16 protein-coding genes are annotated in these 17,362 nt (G+C 71.9%); 12 read left to right on the forward strand and 4 right to left on the reverse strand.

Annotated elements, in window-relative coordinates; all coding sequences use genetic code 11:
* Positions 1-36: 36 nt before the first annotated feature.
* A complete protein-coding gene (locus tag ACWCWD_RS13160) occupies positions 37-765 on the forward strand; it encodes an SseB family protein (protein WP_450772538.1) in 729 nt (242 codons plus the stop codon).
* Between the two features lie 183 nt (positions 766-948).
* Positions 949-1,680, forward strand: a complete 732-nt coding sequence (locus ACWCWD_RS13165; RefSeq protein ID WP_450772540.1) for an MIP family channel protein — start codon at positions 949-951, stop codon at positions 1,678-1,680.
* Positions 1,681-1,840: 160 nt separating this feature from the next.
* Here the strand turns inward: ACWCWD_RS13165 and ACWCWD_RS13170 are convergent, their stop codons facing one another.
* Entirely contained in the window at positions 1,841-2,200 is a 360-nt protein-coding gene (locus ACWCWD_RS13170) for a DUF1844 domain-containing protein (RefSeq protein ID WP_450772542.1), read from the reverse strand.
* Between the two features lie 412 nt (positions 2,201-2,612).
* Here ACWCWD_RS13170 and infC point away from each other — a divergent pair, with 412 nt between their 5' ends.
* The 9 genes from infC (at position 2,613) to ACWCWD_RS13215 (ending at position 13,023) form a co-directional block, all read left to right on the forward strand.
* On the forward strand, positions 2,613-3,287 hold the full coding sequence (gene infC / locus ACWCWD_RS13175) for a translation initiation factor IF-3 (RefSeq protein WP_450772716.1): 675 nt from the start codon (positions 2,613-2,615) through the stop codon (positions 3,285-3,287).
* 118 nt (positions 3,288-3,405) lie between these two features.
* Entirely contained in the window at positions 3,406-3,600 is a 195-nt protein-coding gene (gene rpmI, locus ACWCWD_RS13180) for a 50S ribosomal protein L35 (protein ID WP_266702544.1), read from the forward strand.
* Positions 3,601-3,714: 114 nt separating this feature from the next.
* Positions 3,715-4,098 carry a 50S ribosomal protein L20 gene (gene rplT / locus ACWCWD_RS13185; protein ID WP_266702543.1) on the forward strand — a complete coding sequence of 128 codons (384 nt, stop codon included), beginning with the start codon at positions 3,715-3,717 and terminating at the stop codon, positions 4,096-4,098.
* Between the two features lie 187 nt (positions 4,099-4,285).
* The gene (locus ACWCWD_RS13190) at positions 4,286-5,125 is read left to right on the forward strand and encodes a TrmH family RNA methyltransferase (RefSeq protein ID WP_450772718.1); all 840 of its coding nucleotides are present in this window, start codon (positions 4,286-4,288) and stop codon (positions 5,123-5,125) included.
* 437 nt (positions 5,126-5,562) lie between these two features.
* Positions 5,563-6,714, forward strand: coding sequence for an ATP-binding protein (locus ACWCWD_RS13195; protein WP_450772545.1), 1,152 nt, complete (start codon positions 5,563-5,565; stop codon positions 6,712-6,714).
* A gap of 202 nt (positions 6,715-6,916) precedes the next feature.
* Positions 6,917-8,056 (forward strand): phenylalanine--tRNA ligase subunit alpha, encoded by a 1,140-nt coding sequence (pheS, locus tag ACWCWD_RS13200; protein WP_450772547.1) that lies wholly within the window; start codon positions 6,917-6,919, stop codon positions 8,054-8,056.
* A complete protein-coding gene (gene pheT / locus ACWCWD_RS13205) occupies positions 8,056-10,569 on the forward strand; it encodes a phenylalanine--tRNA ligase subunit beta (RefSeq protein ID WP_450772548.1) in 2,514 nt (837 codons plus the stop codon). Before pheS ends, pheT begins: the two co-directional genes overlap by 1 nt.
* Positions 10,570-11,046: 477 nt before the next feature.
* Positions 11,047-12,405 carry a transcriptional regulator gene (locus ACWCWD_RS13210; RefSeq protein ID WP_450772549.1) on the forward strand — a complete coding sequence of 453 codons (1,359 nt, stop codon included), beginning with the start codon at positions 11,047-11,049 and terminating at the stop codon, positions 12,403-12,405.
* Between the two features lie 87 nt (positions 12,406-12,492).
* A complete protein-coding gene (locus ACWCWD_RS13215) occupies positions 12,493-13,023 on the forward strand; it encodes an NUDIX hydrolase (RefSeq protein WP_450772550.1) in 531 nt (176 codons plus the stop codon).
* Between the two features lie 163 nt (positions 13,024-13,186).
* Here ACWCWD_RS13215 and ACWCWD_RS13220 read toward each other — a convergent pair whose 3' ends face one another.
* The 3 genes from ACWCWD_RS13220 to ACWCWD_RS13230 are packed head-to-tail and all read right to left on the reverse strand — an operon-like array spanning position 13,187 to position 15,604.
* Entirely contained in the window at positions 13,187-13,438 is a 252-nt protein-coding gene (locus tag ACWCWD_RS13220) for a hypothetical protein (RefSeq protein WP_450772551.1), read from the reverse strand.
* A complete protein-coding gene (locus tag ACWCWD_RS13225; RefSeq protein WP_450772552.1) occupies positions 13,435-14,067 on the reverse strand; it encodes an RNA polymerase sigma factor in 633 nt (210 codons plus the stop codon). Before ACWCWD_RS13225 ends, ACWCWD_RS13220 begins: the two co-directional genes overlap by 4 nt.
* Before the next feature lie 16 nt (positions 14,068-14,083).
* Positions 14,084-15,604 (reverse strand): sodium:solute symporter family protein, encoded by a 1,521-nt coding sequence (locus ACWCWD_RS13230; protein WP_450772554.1) that lies wholly within the window; start codon positions 15,602-15,604, stop codon positions 14,084-14,086.
* A 551-nt stretch (positions 15,605-16,155) separates the two neighbouring features.
* Here ACWCWD_RS13230 and ACWCWD_RS13235 point away from each other — a divergent pair.
* A complete protein-coding gene (locus tag ACWCWD_RS13235) occupies positions 16,156-16,428 on the forward strand; it encodes a hypothetical protein (protein WP_450772555.1) in 273 nt (90 codons plus the stop codon).
* The last annotated feature ends 934 nt before the right edge of the window (positions 16,429-17,362 follow it).

Genomic DNA, 17,362 nt, shown 5'->3' on the forward strand with positions numbered 1-17,362 from the left:
GTACGGGTGAGAAAAGGGACCCACTAGGCTCGTCCCGTGGAGCTCAAGAACATCCCGGACCCCGGTTTCTCCGACGACGACGGCACCGCCGCTCCCGAGCTGACGGCGGCTCTCGCCGCCTGGTCGCAGGACAGGTCGGCCGTCGGGCCGGTGCTCGCCGCCCTCCGGGACGCCCGGCTCCTGGTCCCCGTCGTCGCCGTCCTCGGCGAGGTGGAGGAGGACGAGAACGGGCTGCGCCGCGAGAAGACCAGCGACATGGCCGTCCCCACCCTCCGCGCGGGGAACCGGCGCGCGCTGCCCGCCTTCACCTCCACCGCGTCCCTGGCGCTCTGGGACCCGCAGGCCCGCCCCGTCGCCGTACCCCTGCACCAGGCGCTCCAGGCCGCCGCCCACGAGAAGGCGGACACGGTCGTGCTGGACCTCGCGGGGCCCGTCGCCTTCGAGCTCTCCGGCTCCGCGCTGCGCGCCCTCGCCGAGGGACGGACCAGCGCCGACCCGCTGGACGACCCCGCCGTCGTCACGGCCGTACGGGACGTCGTCGCAGCCGAACCGGCGGTGCTCCGCGCCCACCTTGGCCCCGGGAACGCCGACGGCACCCTCGCGCTCGTCCTCGCCCCGCACGCCGTCCCCGCCGAGGCCGCACGGCGGGTGGCCACCGCGCTCTCCGCCAGCGAAGTGCTGCGCGCCCGGCTCGTACGCGGCCTCGACCTCGCCGTACTGCCGGCCGAGGCGCCCGCTCCCGGCGAGGCGCTCTTCACCCGCTGAGCGCACGGCCGGCCTCCGGGACCCGGTTCCGTGCGCAGAGCCCCCTCCGGGACCCGTCGGGGGCGCATGGTCGGCCCCGGGAGCCGTCCCCGCCACCTGAACGGCTCAGCGAGCGCGTCCGTCATTTCCCCCTGAAACTGGGCGAAGTGAAATAAAGCCGGACGAACTTCGCGAGGTGGTTGTATGCAGACGCGGACGGTTGTCTCAGAATTCCTGGGGACGCTGCTCCTGGTGTTCTTCGCCGTCGGATCCGCGGTGCTCGCCGTCGACTTCATCGGAACGGTGGGCATCGCCCTCGCGTTCGGGTTCACCCTGCTGGCGCTCGCCTACGCGCTCGGCCCGATCTCCGGCTGCCACGTGAACCCCGCGGTGACCCTCGGCATGCTGATGGCCCGGCGCATCGACCCTCGCACGGCGGTCACGTACTGGGTCGCCCAGTTCGCGGGCGGCATCGCGGGAGCGGCGCTGCTCTTCCTGCTGGCGAAGCAGGTCCCGGGACTGCAGACGCACGGCAAGTTCGGCAGCAACGGCTACGGCGCCCGCTCGGAGGTCCACCTCAGCCAGGGCGGCGCGTTCCTCGCCGAGGTGGTGCTGACGTTCCTGCTCGTCTTCGTCGTCCTGGCGGTGACCCACAAGGTCGCGGTGGTCGGCTTCGACGGTCTCCCCATCGGCCTCTCGCTCGCGGTGATCCACCTGGTGGGCATCCCGCTGACCGGTACGTCGGTCAACCCCGCCCGGAGCCTGGGGCCCGCCATCTTCGCCGGCGGCCCCGCCCTCTCCCAGCTGTGGCTCTTCATCGTGGCTCCACTCGTGGGCGGCGTCATCGCCGCGCTCGCCCACCGTCTGACGCACCCGGTCTCCACGGGTGCCGCCGAGGCGGGCGACGTTCCGGCCGACGAGGCGGGGACGGCCTGAACGACGGCAACCGCCCGGACAGCACGGAGCCCGCCGTCCCCTTGAGGGAGAGGCGGGCTCCATGCTGTCCGCTGGGGTCCGGTACTAGGCCGTGTGTCGGAAGTCCCGCCTGTCCTGCGACCCGCCCTCCGGGCGGACGGCGCCACTTTCGACACACGACCTAGCCGTAGACCGGACCCGTGTACTTCTCGCCCGGGCCGGTGCCCGGCTCGTCCGGTACGAACGAGGCCTCGCGGAAGGCGAGCTGGAGCGACTTCAGCCCGTCTCGCAGCGGCGAGGCGTGGAAGGTGCTGATCTCGGTCGTGCTGGCGTCCAGCAGGCCGGCGAGGGCGTGCACGAGCTTGCGGGCCTCGTCGAGGTCCTTGTGCTCCTCGCCCTCCTCGGTCAGGCCGAGCTTCACGGCCGCGGCGCTCATCAGGTTGACCGCGACGGTCACGATCACCTCGACGGCGGGGACCTCCGCGATGTCGCGAGCCATTTCGTCGAAGCCGGGGTTCTCGGTGCTGGGGGCGTCACTCATGCCCCACACGATACGGCGGGTCCGGTACGTCCCCACGCGCGGGAGTCGGGCGGCACCGGGCCGGGCGGCCCGGTGCCGCCCGATTTACGTTCTCGTCCGGTGGCTGCTAACCTTGTGTAACGACCGGCCGGACACCTATGTGCTCGGCCCACAAGTGGAGGCTCCGATCTCCCACCTGGTCGCCCTCAGGGCGACGGGTCACCGGTCAGACGGCCACCATCGTTCCGTACGGACGATGGAGCCGTCCGATGCGCCCCGCGGATTGCACGCGGCGGTGTTCCGGTATTTCCAGGAGCCCCGCCTGTGTTCCCGTCCGGGGCATTTTTCACGTTCCGGCGCGGTTGGTCTTTTCGAAAACAGACGTTACGAGGCTGTCCGCCAGGCGGTCCCGTGGTGCTACCTAGGAGGATCCATCAGCGCCGAGCCCCGCATCAACGACAGGATTCGCGTTCCCGAGGTGCGACTTGTCGGACCCAGCGGCGAGCAGGTCGGGATTGTTCCGCTTGCCAAGGCCCTGGAGCTCGCACAGGAGTACGACCTCGACCTGGTCGAGGTGGCGGCGACTGCCCGTCCGCCCGTGTGCAAGCTCATGGACTACGGGAAGTTCAAGTACGAGTCGGCCATGAAGGCCCGTGAGGCGCGCAAGAACCAGGCGCACACGGTCATCAAGGAGATGAAGCTCCGGCCGAAGATCGACCCGCACGACTATGACACCAAGAAGGGTCACGTCGTTCGGTTCCTGAAGCAGGGCGACAAGGTCAAGATCACGATCATGTTCCGTGGTCGTGAGCAGTCCCGCCCGGAGCTCGGCTTCCGCCTGCTCCAGCGTCTCGCTTCGGACGTCGAGGAACTCGGCTTCATCGAGTCCAACCCCAAGCAGGACGGCCGGAACATGATCATGGTTCTGGGCCCGCACAAGAAGAAGACCGAAGCCATGGCGGAGGCCCGCGAGGCGCAGGCCGCCCGCAAGGCCGAGCGCCAGGGCACCACCCAGGACGCCGAGTCCGCGGGTGAGTCCCAGGAGCAGGCCGAGGCACCCGCCGAGGCTCCTGCCGAGGCTTCGGCCGAGACACCTTCCGAGGCGTGACCTCGGGGCCGCCATCCAGGTGGCCCCCGGTCCTCCCGGAATCCACAGAGATCTGACGCCCCTGATTGCGCGGTGCCCGCACCGTGAGGGGCGCCACTGACGAGGAGAGAACGGCGCGATGCCGAAGAACAAGACGCACAGCGGTACCAGCAAGCGCTTCAAGATCACCGGCTCCGGCAAGGTGCTCCGCGAGAAGGCGGGCAAGCGCCACCTCCTGGAGCACAAGTCGTCCAAGAAGACCCGCTCGCTGACCGGCACGGTCGTCGTGGCTCCGGCCGACGCCAAGAAGATCAAGAAGCTTCTCGGCAAGTGAGGTCCTGGCCCCCGGTGAATCCGGGCGGCCGACCTCGATCACACCGGGACCAATTCGTTTCCGGGCTGGGTGCGTCGAAGACATGAACACCAGCCCCGCTGCAAGGAGTTAAAAGTGGCACGCGTCAAGCGGGCAGTAAACGCCCACAAGAAGCGCCGGGCGATCCTCGAGGCCGCCAGCGGTTACCGCGGTCAGCGTTCGCGCCTGTACCGCAAGGCCAAGGAGCAGGTCACCCACTCCCTGGTCTACAACTACAACGACCGCAAGAAGCGCAAGGGCGACTTCCGCCAGCTCTGGATCCAGCGCATCAACGCCGCTGCCCGCCAGAACGGCATGACCTACAACCGCCTCATCCAGGGTCTGAAGGCCGCCAACATCGAGGTGGACCGCAAGATCCTGGCCGAGCTCGCGGTCAACGACGCCAACGCGTTCGCCGCCCTCGTCGAGGTCGCGAAGAAGGCCCTCCCGGCCGACGTGAACGCCCCCAAGGCCGCCTGACCCAGGCGTACTTGAAGGTGCTTGACCCGGACCCGCAGGTGCTCGTCGCCTGCGGGTCCGGTGCGTCATGCACCTTCCCGGTGCGTCACACGCTTTCCCGGTGCGTCACACGCTCCTCCGGGCGCGTGACCCTGATCCGCCGGACACCCCCGAGTCCCGCCGCACGCAGAGAGGCCCGCCGCCGACCATGGGCATCCCCGAACTGATCTCCCCGCGTTCGCCCCGCGTCGCCGCCGCCCGGAGGCTGGCCAAGCGGAACTTCCGCGTCAAGGAGCGCCGGTTCATCGCCGAGGGGCCGCAGGCCGTGCGCGAGGCCGCCGTGCACCGGGGTGCCGACGGCGAACCCACCCTGATCGAGCTGTTCGCCACGGTGGAAGCCGCCGAGCGGTACACGGAGATCATCGACGCCGCCCACGCGGCCGGTGCCCGGGTGCACCTCGCCGACGCGGACGTCCTCGCCGACGTTTCGCAGACCGTCACCCCCCAGGGCCTGATCGGCGTCTGCCGCTTCCTGGACTCGCCGTTCGAGGACATCCTCGCCGCGAAGCCCCGCCTGGTGGCCGTCCTGGCGAACGTACGCGACCCGGGGAACGCCGGTACGGTGCTGCGCTGCGCCGATGCGGCGGGCGCGGACGCGGTGGTCCTCACCGACGCCTCCGTCGACCTGTACAACCCCAAGTCGGTGCGCGCGTCGGTCGGTTCGCACTTCCACCTGCCGGTCGCCATCGGCGTACCGGTCGAGCTGGCCGTCCAGGGGCTGCGGGACGCCGGTGCGCGGGTGCTCGCCGCGGACGGGGCCGGCACGGCCGACCTCGACGACGAACTCGACGCCGGCACCATGGGCGGCCCCACCGCCTGGGTCTTCGGCAACGAGGCCTGGGGCCTTCCCGAGGAGACCCGCGCCCTCGCCGACGCCGTGGTGCGGGTGCCCATCCACGGCAAGGCGGAGAGCCTCAACCTCGCCACCGCCGCCGCCGTCTGCCTGTACGCCTCCGCCCGCGCGCAGCGCCCCCGTACGGCCTTCTGACCCGCGGGCGTCGCGGTCTGCCCGGCGCGCCCGCGCGTGGATCCGGCCGTCGGCCCGCGTGCGACCCGGCGTGCGGGGGTCTTCCCGCGCCCGTACGCGCGCGGTCGTGCGCCCCGGCGCGAGGCGATCGGGCAGGTCCCGGCCGCGCATGAGCCGGTGTTCCACGATGCGCCCTTCCGCGCGCCCCCGCAGGGTGTCGCGGGCTCACCGACGCCCAGGGCCTGTACGGGGTTGGCTCGCGGCGTCGCGGGGCTGGGCACGCGCGGTCGCGGCGTTGCCGAAACGCCCCTGTAGCTCCGCTACAAGGCCGCTCCGGCGCCTTGCGATCGCACGCACCCAGCCCCGCTCCTTCTTCCGCGCGACAACCCCGTACAGGCCCTAGTAGGGTGACGGGCTCGGGGCCCACTGCACCGGTTCGAGAGGTGGGGTACGGGAAAATGGCTGTCGGCATGAGCAGGCCGCGTCGGACGACGACCACCGTCGTCCGCCCCGGGGCGGACGAGTACGCGCCGGGCGGCTCCGCCCCCTCGGACGTCCTCCTCGGCGTCGAGCCGGACGACCTGCCGGACGGGCTGGTCGTCGCCGACCGGACCGGGCACATCGTCTGCTTCAACGCCGCCGCCGTCAAGATCACCTCCGTGGCGAAGGAAGCCGCCCTCGGCAGCCGGCTGGAACAGGCACTGCCCCTCGAAGACCTCAAGGGCCGCCGCTGGTGGACCCTGACCGATCCCTACGGCGGCCTCTCCACCCGCGTCGGCCAGCCCGAGCGGAACCTGCTGCTCCCCGGCGGGCGCGAGGTCCTCGTCTCCGCGCGGTACGTCCGCGACCACCCCACCGGCCCCGTCCGGCGGGTGGTCGTCTCGCTCCGCTCGACCGAGGCCCGCCGCCGTACCGAGCGCAGCCACTCCGACCTCATCGCCACCGTCGCCCACGAGCTGCGCTCCCCGCTGACCTCCGTCAAGGGGTTCACCGCCACGCTGCTCGCCAAGTGGGAACGTTTCTCCGACGACCAGAAGCGGCTCATGCTGGAGACGGTCGACGCCGACGCCGGCCGCATCACCCGCCTCATCGCCGAGCTGCTCGACATCTCCCGGATCGACTCGGGCCGGCTGGAGCTGCGCCGCCAGCCCGTCGACATCTCCGCCGCCGTCGCCCGCCACGTCCAGGCCCTCGTCGCCAGCGGCCAGTCGCCCGACCGCTTCCTCGTCCGTACCGAGCAGCCGCTGCCCGATCTCTGGGCCGACCCCGACAAGATCGACCAGGTGCTCGGCAACCTGCTGGAAAACGCGGTGCGCCACGGCGAGGGAACTGTCACCATCGACATCGCACCCGCCCCGGCGGACAACGACGAGACAGGAACGGCGGTCACCGTGAGCGACGAAGGGCCCGGCATCCCCGAGGAGTCGATGGCCCGCGTCTTCACCCGCTTCTGGCGCGGCAGCAAGCGCGGCGGCACCGGCCTGGGCCTCTACATCGTCAAGGGCATCGTGGCCGCCCACGGCGGCACCATCACGGTCGACCGGGCGCCCGGCGGGGGCGCGGAGTTTCGATTTATCCTGCCCGTGAGCACCCCCGCGTACCTGCGATAACCAGGATCGCGCGGCGGGATCGGGCGCCTTCGCACCACGTGGTGGAGGGCCTCCGGGCAGCCCACGGGCTTCGTACCGCCCCCACGGCCTTTAGACTCGACCTTTGGCACCTTTGCGTCCTCCTGCCGTCGAGCAGGGCCACGGGGGTCTCGGGGTGTCCCCCGATACGGGCAGTATCAGCCAATCGGAAGCACGGGAAGAGATGTCGGCACCGAACAAGTCGTACGACCCAGTCGAGGTCGAGGCACTGAAACCGGAAGAGATCGAGCGCATGCGGGACGAGGCGTTCGCCGCCTTCGCCGCCGCGGGCGACCTCGACGCGCTCGCCCAGGCGAAGACCGCGCACACCGGGGGTACCTCGCCGCTGTCGCTCGCCAACCGCGAGATCGGAGCCCTGCCGCCGCAGGCCAAGGCCGAGGCGGGCAAGCGCGTGGGCCAGGCCCGCGGCGCCGTCTCCAAGGCCCTGGCCGCGCGCCAGGCCGAGCTGGAGGCCGAGCGGGACGCCCGGGTGCTCGTCGAGGAGGCCGTGGACGTCACGCTGCCCTACGACCGCGTCCCGGCCGGCGCCCGCCACCCGCTGACGACCATGATGGAGCGCGTCGCGGACGTCTTCGTGGCCATGGGCTACGAGATCGCGGAGGGCCCCGAGGTCGAGGCGGAGTGGTTCAACTTCGACGCCCTGAACTTCGTGCCCGACCACCCGGCCCGTCAGATGCAGGACACCTTCTTCGTCCGCGGCACGACGGCCGACGGCCGTCCCACCGAGGGCGACGAGTCCGGCGTCGTGCTGCGTACGCACACCTCGCCCGTCCAGGCGCGGTCGCTGCTCAGCCGCAAGCCCCCCGTCTACGTGGTCTGCCCCGGCCGGGTCTACCGCACCGACGAGCTCGACGCGACGCACACCCCGGTCTTCCACCAGATCGAGCTGCTCGCGATCGACGAGGGCCTCACCATGGCCGACCTCAAGGGCACCCTGGACCACATGGTGCAGGCGCTCTTCGGCGCGGACATGAAGACCCGGCTGCGGCCGAACTACTTCCCGTTCACCGAGCCGTCCGCCGAGATGGACATGGTCTGCTTCGTCTGCCGCGGCGAGTCCGTCGGCAACCCCGACCGCCCCTGCCGCACCTGCGGCAGCGAGGGCTGGATCGAGCTGGGCGGCTGCGGCATGGTCAACCCGAAGGTGCTCGTCGCCTGCGGTGTGGACCCCGAGAAGTACAGCGGATTCGCCTTCGGGTTCGGCATCGAACGGATGCTGATGTTCCGCCACAACGTCGAAGACATGCGAGACCTGGTCGAGGGTGACATCCGGTTCACCCGACCGTTCGGGATGGAGATCTGATGCGCGTCCCGCTTTCCTGGCTGCGGGAATACGTCGACCTGCCGGCTTCCGAGACCGGCCGTGACGTGCAGGCCAAGCTCGTCGACGCCGGCTTCGAGGTCGAGACCGTCGAGCGGACCGGCGCCGGCCTCACCGGCCCGCTGGTCGTCGGAGAGGTACTGACCATCGAGGAGCTGGAGGGCTTCAAGAAGCCCATCCGCTTCTGCACCGTCGACGTCGGCACCGCCAACGGCACCGGCGAACCGCAGGAGATCGTCTGCGGCGCCCGCAACTTCGCCGTCGGCGACAAGGTCGTCGTGGTCCTTCCCGGCGCCGTCCTGCCCGGCGACTTCGCGATCGCCGCGCGCAAGACGTACGGCAAGACCTCGCACGGCATGATCTGCTCCACCGACGAGCTCGGCATGGGCGACGACGGCACCCACGGCATCATCGTGCTGTCCCCGGAGACCGAGGCGGGCACCGACGCGATCGAGCTGCTCCAGCTCGTCGACGAGGTCCTCGACATCGCCGTCACACCCGACCGCGGCTACGCCCTGTCGATGCGCGGGATCGCCCGCGAGACCGCCACCGTGTACGGCCTGCCGCTGCGCGACCCGGCGCTGCTCGACGTACCCGCGCCGAACGCGTACGGCTACCCGGTCCGGATCAGCGACCCGTTCGGCTGCCCGCGTTTCACCGCGCGCACCGTCACCGGTCTCGACCCCGAGGCCCGCTCGCCGCTCTGGATGACGCGCCGGCTGCAGAAGGCCGGCATGCGCGCCGTCTCGCTCGCCGTCGACATCACCAACTACGTGATGCTGGAGCTCGGCCAGCCGCTGCACGCCTACGACCGCACCCGCGTCGAAGGCCCCATCGGTGTCCGCCGCGCCCAGCAGGGCGAGAAGCTCACCACCCTCGACGGTGTCGTCCGCGTCCTGGACGCCGAGGACCTCGTCATCACCGACGACCGCGGCCCCATCGGCCTCGCCGGTGTCATGGGCGGCGCCCACACGGAGATCGCCGACGCCGGCACCGAGACCGCCGCCACCACCGAGGTCGTCGTCGAGGCCGCGAACTTCGACGCGCTCTCGATCGCCCGCACCTCGCGCCGGCACAAGCTGTCCACCGAGGCGTCCAAGCGCTTCGAGCGCGGCGTCGACCCGCAGGCCGCCGCCGCTGCCGCGCAGCGCACGGTCGACCTGCTGGTGCTGCTCGCCGGTGGCACCGCCGAGGCGGGCGTCACCGAGATCACCGCCCCCTCAGCGCCCCGCACCATCGCGATGCCGGCGAACCACCCCAGCCGGGTGGCCGGGGTCGACTACGGCCGCGAGATCGTCGTCCGCCGCCTCCAGGAGGTCGGCTGCGACGTCTACGGGCAGGACGAGCTCCTGGTCACCGTGCCGTCCTGGCGCCCCGACCTGAGCGAGCCGAACGACCTCGCCGAAGAGGTCATCCGGCTGGAGGGTTACGAGAACCTCCCGTCCACCCTGCCGACCCCGCCCTCCGGCCGCGGACTCACCGACCGCCAGCGGCTGGGCCGCCGCATCGGCCGGGCCCTGGCCGGCGCCGGTTACGTCGAGGCGCTGAACTACCCGTTCATCGGGAACACCGCCCTCGACCAGCTCGGCCTGGACACCGACGACGCCCGGCGCCGCACGGTCCTCCTCGCCAACCCGCTCTCCGACGAGGAGCCGGCGCTGCGCACCACGCTGCTGCCTGGCCTCCTCGGCGCACTGCGGCGCAACGACGGCCGCGGCTCCCACGACCTGGCGCTCTTCGAGACCGGGCTGGTCTTCCGGCCGACCGGTCACGAGACGCAGGCCGTCCGGCTCCCGGTGGACCGGCGCCCCTCGGAAGAGGAGATCGCCGCGCTCAACACCTCCCTGCCGCGTCAGCCGCGCCACGCCGCCGTCGTCCTCGCGGGCGCCCGCGAGCAGGCCGGCTGGTGGGGCAAGGGCCGCCCGGCCACCTGGGCGGACTCCGTCGAGGCGGCACGCACCCTCGCCCGCGAGGCGGGTGTCGAGGTGACGGTCCGCGCCGACCGGCACGCCCCGTGGCACCCCGGCCGCTGCGCCGCGCTGTACGTCACGGTGAACGGCGAGGAGACCCTCCTCGGACACGCGGGCGAACTCCACCCGCGCGTCGTCAAGGAGCTGCACCTCCCCGAGCGCACCAGCGCTATGGAGATCGAGATCGACGTCCTGGAGCGGGCCGCCGAAGGCGCGCTCCGCGCTCCCCGGATCTCCACCTTCCCGGTGGCGACCCAGGACATCGCGCTCATCGTCCCCGCCGACGTCCCCGCCGCCGAGGTCGAGGCGACGCTCCGCGAGGGCGCGGGCGAACTCCTCGAATCGCTCCGGCTGTTCGACGTGTTCACCGGCGACCAGATCGGTGAGGGCCGCAAGTCGCTCGCGTACGCGCTGCGCTTCCGTGCCCCGGACCGCACGCTGACGGTCGACGAGGCGTCGGCCGCCCGTGACGCCGCCGTGGCGCTCGCCGCCGAGCGCAACGGCGCGGTGCTGCGCGGGGCGTGACGCCCGGCGCGGCGGCCGCCGCCGCACGGTGAGGAGGGGCGCATCCGGTGACCGGATGCGCCCCTCCTCCGTCTCGCCGTCCGCGGGGGACCGCACCCGGGCCCGGAAGCCGGGGCCGGAAGCGTTTCGGCCCCGGCTTCCGTCCCGTGGCCACCCCTCCTGTTCGTTCGGGCAGTGGGACCGTGCGGTCCTGCACCGCCCGCCCTGCCGTGGTGTGTCGGGCAGGCCGGCAGGGCGGGCGGTGCGGACGAGGGCCGTCGGAGCTTTACGAGGGGGAGCCGCGACGACCCGGCCGCGATCCGGCGAGACGCCCAGTCAACCCACGCCCGCCTCCGCGCGGGAGGGCGCACAGGGGGACGGTTCGGGCATTCCGTTCACACCCCGTGTGAATCGGTGCTTGGCTGGAACCCTGCGGCGTACGCGTCCGGCACAGGCCCGACCCACCTGTTCCGGCCCGGCGCGGGGAAGGGGGGACGCGTGGAGCGCGACCGTACGGAGCCCAACATCCTGCTGGAGTCCCTCGTGGAGGAGGCAGGGGTTTCGCGGGCCGGGCTCGCCGGCCACGTGAACCGGGCCGGCCAGGCCAGGGGACTGCGGCTGCGGTACGAACACACCGCCGTGTCCCGCTGGCTGAAGGGCCAGCGCCCGCGCGGTGAGGTACCCGACCTGATCTGCGAGGTCCTCGGGCGGCGCCTCGGGCGCCCCGTCACCCTCGACGACATCGGCATGGGCGCGGCCGGCGCACCGGCCGTACCGTGCCCCGGCCCCCCGCTCGCCGGGTTCGTCGAACGGGCCACCGCGCTCTGGCGTGCGGACGGGCAGCACAGCCCGCGGCTGACGGGCGTCCCCGCCGTCACCGGGACCGAGGCCGTGATGCCCGTCTGGGAGTGGGAGAACCCGCCCGAGGACATGGACGTCTCCCGCCCCGGCCCGTCCCGCATCGGCCCCGCCGACCTGGAGATCCTGCGCGCCGCCCGCAACCACTACGAGCACCTCTACCGCAAGGCCGGCGGCATCGCCACGAGAGGCCGGGTGGTGGGCTTCCTCAACGCCGGGGCGGCCCCTCTGCTGCACGCCGGCCACGACGACGCCACGGGGCGGCGGCTGCACCGCGCGACCGCCGGACTCGTCGCGCTCGCGGGCATCTGCGCCTACGACTCCGACGCCCACGGACTGGCCCAGCGCTACTTCCACCAGGCGCTGCGCCTCGCCAAGTCGAGCGGCGACCGGGCGCTCGGCGGCTATGTGATCGCCCTGCTGGTCAACCAGTCCCTCCACCTGGGGGAGTTCCGCCGCGCGGTCGCCTTCGCCGAGGCGGCGATACGGGCCGCCGGCCACCACATCACCCCCGCGCTCGCCGCGGACCTCCACGCCATGCAGGCCAAGGCGTACGCCCGCCTCGGGGACGACCGGTCCGCCCGCGAGCGCATCGGCCGCGCCGAAGCCCTGGCGGCGCGCATCCTCCCCGGCGCGGAGCCGGAGGAGACCGCGTACGTCCAGCCCGGCCTGGTGGACGTCCAGGTCGCCGAGGCCCTGCTCGGCCTCGGCGACCTCAGGGCCGCGAGGGAGCACGCGGCCCTGGCCGTGTGCGCCCCGGCGCACGACCGGGGGCGCGTGCACCGACTCGCGATGCTGACCCAGGTGGAGCTGCGCCTCGGGGAGCCGGACCGGGCGGCGCGCACGGCCACGGAGATGGCGGAAAGCGCGCGCGGGGTCGAGTCCCGCAGGCTGCGCGAGCGGATGGGCGCCGTCCGCGACGACCTCGCGGCCAGCAAGAGCGCGGAGGCCGCGCGGGCCGCCGAGGTGATCGCGGGAGCGCTGCGCGTGCCCCTGTGAGCCCCGGCGCATTCGGAAGGGTACGTTCCCTGACCCCGCCGCCCCTGCTGCGATGTTGCCACCGAACGAACGAAAGGTGGCAGAACTGTGCAATGGGCGAACCTGAACGAACAATCCGTCTATGAAAACCGCTGGTTCCGAGTGAACCTGGCGGACGTCCGACTCCCCGACGGCAGGCACCTCGACCACTACGTCATCCGGCTGCGCCCCGTCGCCGCCGCCACCGTCGTCAACGACGCCGACGAGGTCCTGCTGCTCTGGCGGCACCGCTTCATCACCGACAGCTGGGGCTGGGAACTCGCCGCCGGAGTCGTGGAGGACGGCGAGGACATCGCCCGCGCCGCCGCCCGCGAGATGGAGGAGGAGACCGGCTGGCGCCCCGGCCCGCTGCGCCCGCTGATGACGGTGGAGCCCTCCAACGGACTCACCGACGCCCGGCACCACCTCTACTGGGCCGAGGAGGCCCACTGGACCGGGCCGCCCACCGACGGGTTCGAGTCCTCGCGCCGGGAGTGGGTGCCCCTCAAGTCCGTACCCGACCTCATTGCGAGGGGTGAGGTGCCCGCGGCCAACATGGCGGCGGGGCTGCTGATGCTGCACCACCTCAGGCTGGGCTGACGGGCGCGCGAGAACGCCGAAGCCGGGGCGACGGGTGAGACGGGGGCACCGGAGGGGCGGCCGGGGAATCCGGCCTTCCCTCCGGGGAGGGGCCGGCGCCGGCGAGGACGGAGCCGGGGGCGACGGACGGCGGGCCCCACCGTCGGGAGGTGACCTCCGGTGTCTACGCCGCGGGAGCGGTGTTGTCGAAGACCACGTGGGTGTCCGGCGACGCGTGGGAGAGGGTCATCAGGCCGATGGCGCAGACGACGGCGACGATGAGGAGGACCAGCACCCCGACGACGCACCGGCGCCGGTACTCCCGGCGGCGCCAGCGGGCCTGTTCCGCGCGGTACGACGTCGCCGAAGCGTCCGGTACGGACGCGGCGAGGTCGCTGAGTACCTTGCGCAGCAGGTCCTCGGTGTCCCTGCTCACCCGGCCGCTCCCTTCATGACACTCGTCAGCTTCGCCATGCCCCTGGCCGTGTGCGACTTCACCGCTCCGACGGAGATCTTCATCGTCTCGGCGATCTCGGCCTCCTTCAGGTCCAGCCAGTACTTCAGCACCAGGGCCTGCCGTTGCCGGGACGACAGCGTACCCAATGCCACGACGAGTTCACGCTGGTCCTGGTCGAGGAGTACCTGCTGCTCGGCGGAGCGGACCAGGCCTTCCGGCACGCGGTAGGTGTGCCGGCGGACGACCCTGATGCGGCGTATGCGCATCCGCGCCAGGTTGCAGACTATGGAGCGGAGGTAGCTCGCCGCGGCCTCGGGCGTCTTCAGCTTCGCCCATCGGTAGTGGAGTTGGCAGAACGCCTCCGAGACGAGGTCCTCCGCGTCCTGTTCGGCGCCGAGCAGCACCGCGAGGCGTACCAGCCCGGTGTAGTGATGGTCGTAGATGTGGGCGATCGCCACGTCCCGGTCGGCGTCGCGCAGGTTGAGGGTGGCGTTCTCTTCGAGCGCCTCCAGGGGCGCGCGCGGCGGGACCGAGACGTCCCGGGGCAGCGGGACCGCGGGCGGGAGGGATCGGAGCGGTTCGCCATGTCGTGGCAGGAGCGGCTTCACGGGGTGGGTTCCTCACTCATTCGACGACGAAGGCGTACTTGGAGCCGCGGCGTTCGAACCCCGCTCCTCCGGCCGTGCCGTCCGTGCCCCGCGGTACGCCGAGTGCGTCGAGGAGGGGCGTGAGCAGGGCGGCGACCGCGAGGTTGAGCGCGAGGGCGATCAGGGCGACGTACACCGGCGCGTGCACCGGGCCGACGCCGATGTCGACCACGGTGGAGAAGCCGCGCAGACCCAGCAGGACGGTGCCGGAGACCATGCCCAGCGCCCAGCCGAGGAACAGCGCGCGCCGGTGGAACCAGCGGGTGAACAGCGACACCGCAACGGCGGGCAGGATCTGCAGGATCCAGACGCCGCCGAGCAGATGGAGGTTGATGGCGTCCTGCGGCTTCATGAGCAGCGCGAAGACGATGGCCCCTGCCATGATCACGAGCGCGGGGCCGCGGGCGACCCGCACCTCGTGTTTGGGGGTGGCCGTCGGGTTGAGGTACTCGACGTAGATATTGCGTACGAACAGCATCGCCGTGCTCATCGCCATGACGACGGCGGGCAGCAGGCCGGCCACGGCGAGTGCGCCGAAGAGCAGACCGGCCAGCCAGTCCGGTGCCAGCTGGCGGACGAGCGTGGGCACGGCCAGCTCGCCGTGCCCGGGCGAGGTTTGCACCCCCGCGGCGAGCGCGGCGATCCCGAAGAAGGCCCAGAGCCCCAGCGTCATGCTCCACGCGGGCAGGAACGTGGTGGCGGCCCGCAGCGTCTCCTTGGACTTGCTGGCCATGGCGACCAGGAGGACCTGGGGGTACATGAGTTGGGCGAGTGCGGAGCCGAGGGCGAGCGTGGCGTACGTGGTGAAGTGCTGGGTCGGCACGCCGAAGGACTGCCCCATCGCCGGGCCGCGCCCGCCCGCGAGTTCGAAGATGTGTCCCGGTGTGCCGAGCCGGACGACGGTGAGTGCGAGCAGCACGGCGACGGCGGCGCCGATGAGCACGGCCTTGAGCAGGGAGAGCCGGGCGCACGCGCGCAGGCCCCCGGGCTGGGTCACCAGGGCGAAGGCGAGGAAGAGCACGACGAGGACCGTGCAGCCCGCGAACCCGTCGGGGGCCAGTCCGATGGAGCGCAACACGGCGGCCATGCCCACGACTTGGAGTCCCAGGTAGGGCATGGTCGCCAGAATGCCGGTGAGGGCCGTCGCGAGTGCCAGCGGGTGGGAGCCGTGCCGGAGACGGACGTAGTCGGCCGCGGTGATCAGACCGTGCTTCTCACCGATGTCGCGCAGCCGGGGCAGCAGGATCAGGATCAGCGGCGAGAGCAGCATGGTGTAGACGAGGGAGTACAGCGCCAGTCCACCGGTGCCGAACATGAGGCCGGGCACGGCGATGTAGGTGTACGACGTGTAGATGGTGCCGCCGAGCAGCAGGCAGGTGGTGGCGGTGCCGAAGCCGCGGCCGCCGAGGGCCCAGCGGGTGGGGTGCGGCAGTTCGTCGCGCGGCGGGCGGCGGGCCCCGGCCAGCAGGGCACAGCAGACGACGAGGACGAACCCCACAGCTATCGCGTGGCTGATGACGCCCCCTCGGCTCAGAACAAGGGATCTGCGGGGGACTGTGCCGGCCGGTAGGCCGAGTGAGTGCCCGGAGTCGCTCGGTGTGAGGCTTCCCTCGTCCGCTCTTCTGCGTATTTCGTCAACCGGATTCTGCTCAGCGGCACTTTAGGTCGCGCCCGAGCGGGGGGTCAAGGATTGGCCGGAGGGCGGTACGGAATCATCCCGCTTGCTCGGGCATGCCTCCTACCTCATGAAATAAGGGCTTCGCGGACGCGGAGCGTGATCCACGCCACTCGACGAAAACGGCGTCGGCGTAAACCCTCTGCCCGGGGCGCGCAACCAACACCCGTAGCCGGCGGCCGGAGCGCGAGGACGCTCCCGCCGCCGTGCTCCGCGGGAGTCCGCGCCCACGCGCCGCGCTGTGCCGGACCGCCTCTTCGCGCACTCCCGTCTTCTTCGCCGGCCAGGCCCCGTCCGCTTCGGGCTGCCGGGTGCCGGACGCGTCAACGACACGGAGGGGTGCGACTGTGCCAGTGAAGGTGTCAGTGAAGGCTGTGGGGGACGGGTCTGCCGGGGGCGGGCGCAGACTGTCGCGGCGGGCGGCCCTGTGGATCCTGCCGCTCCTGCCGCTGGCCGCCGCATCGGCGACGCTCGCGCTGCCGCCCGACCGGCCCCTGCTGTTCGGCGTCCCTCTCTTCTACGTACTGCACTTCGCCGTCTGCGTGCTGAGCGCGGCGGTCACCGCCCTGTTACGGCGCCTGTACCGGGCCGCCGACGAGCCGCTCGACCCGGCGCCGCCGAAAGGCGGTTCTCCGCGGGAGGGGTGAGTCTTCCGGCGCCCTGTGCGGTGCGCCCCGCGCGGTGCGCCCCGCGCGGTGCGCGTGACGGGCCGTGCGCCGCCGACGGGTCACCGTGAAGCGGCATGGTGACCCAGCTCACATCAACTTTCCGGAGCCGCGCGTAACCCAAACGACATCACCGGGCAACTGTTGTGAGTGAAGGGGGTGCCGGGCACTGTTCCGGAGCGCCCCCGCGAAGACGTCCAAACGCTCCGCGCGGGCTGCCGGTTGGCGCCGCGCGGGCACGAGTCGATGGAGGTTCCGTGCGGCCGGTGAGGGTGCTGCGGGCGGGCGAGGTCCCCCGGTGTTCCTCGCGCGCTCCGTCGGTGGACGCGGTCGGTGCCGCCGAAGCCCTGGAGGGCATTCCTTTTCCGGGGGGAATCTTTTACTGATCGGAACACCGCCGGGATCCCTGTCGATCACCTTCCTGCCCACTCGGTGAAGAGCTGCCGTCACGCCCATGTGCGTACGACGGTCACGGGAGGCTCCCTTTTTCCGTGGAATTGCTCGCCGGAGACGCAATTGCCGAACTCGTCTCCGGCACGTCTCCGGTGAAGGGCGGAGCGACCTCTTCGGGGCCGCCCGCCCGGGATCGACGGAGGTCGCCGGGGAGCAAGGTGCCGTGGTTCAGGAGCCCGGGCAGGTCGTGCAGGGCCTGAGCAGGTCCTGCACGGCCCGCTGACGGACCCCCGGGGCGCCGCCCGGCCGCAGGCTTCGCTTTTCCCGGGCAATTCAACCCTCCCTTCACCGGGAGGGTTTACTCGGCGTTGTCTTTTTGCCGCCCGACTCCGTTCAGGAATACCCCTCTTGACCCTGACGGTCGATTCACTTAGCTTTCCCTCTGGCAGAAATTGGATCCGCCTTCTGGAATTCCCTGAAACGGTGCAGGTTCACCTGCGGCAGTGAGCTCGGTGTCCGAGCG

Source organism: Streptomyces sp. NPDC001493 (genome assembly GCF_053597235.1).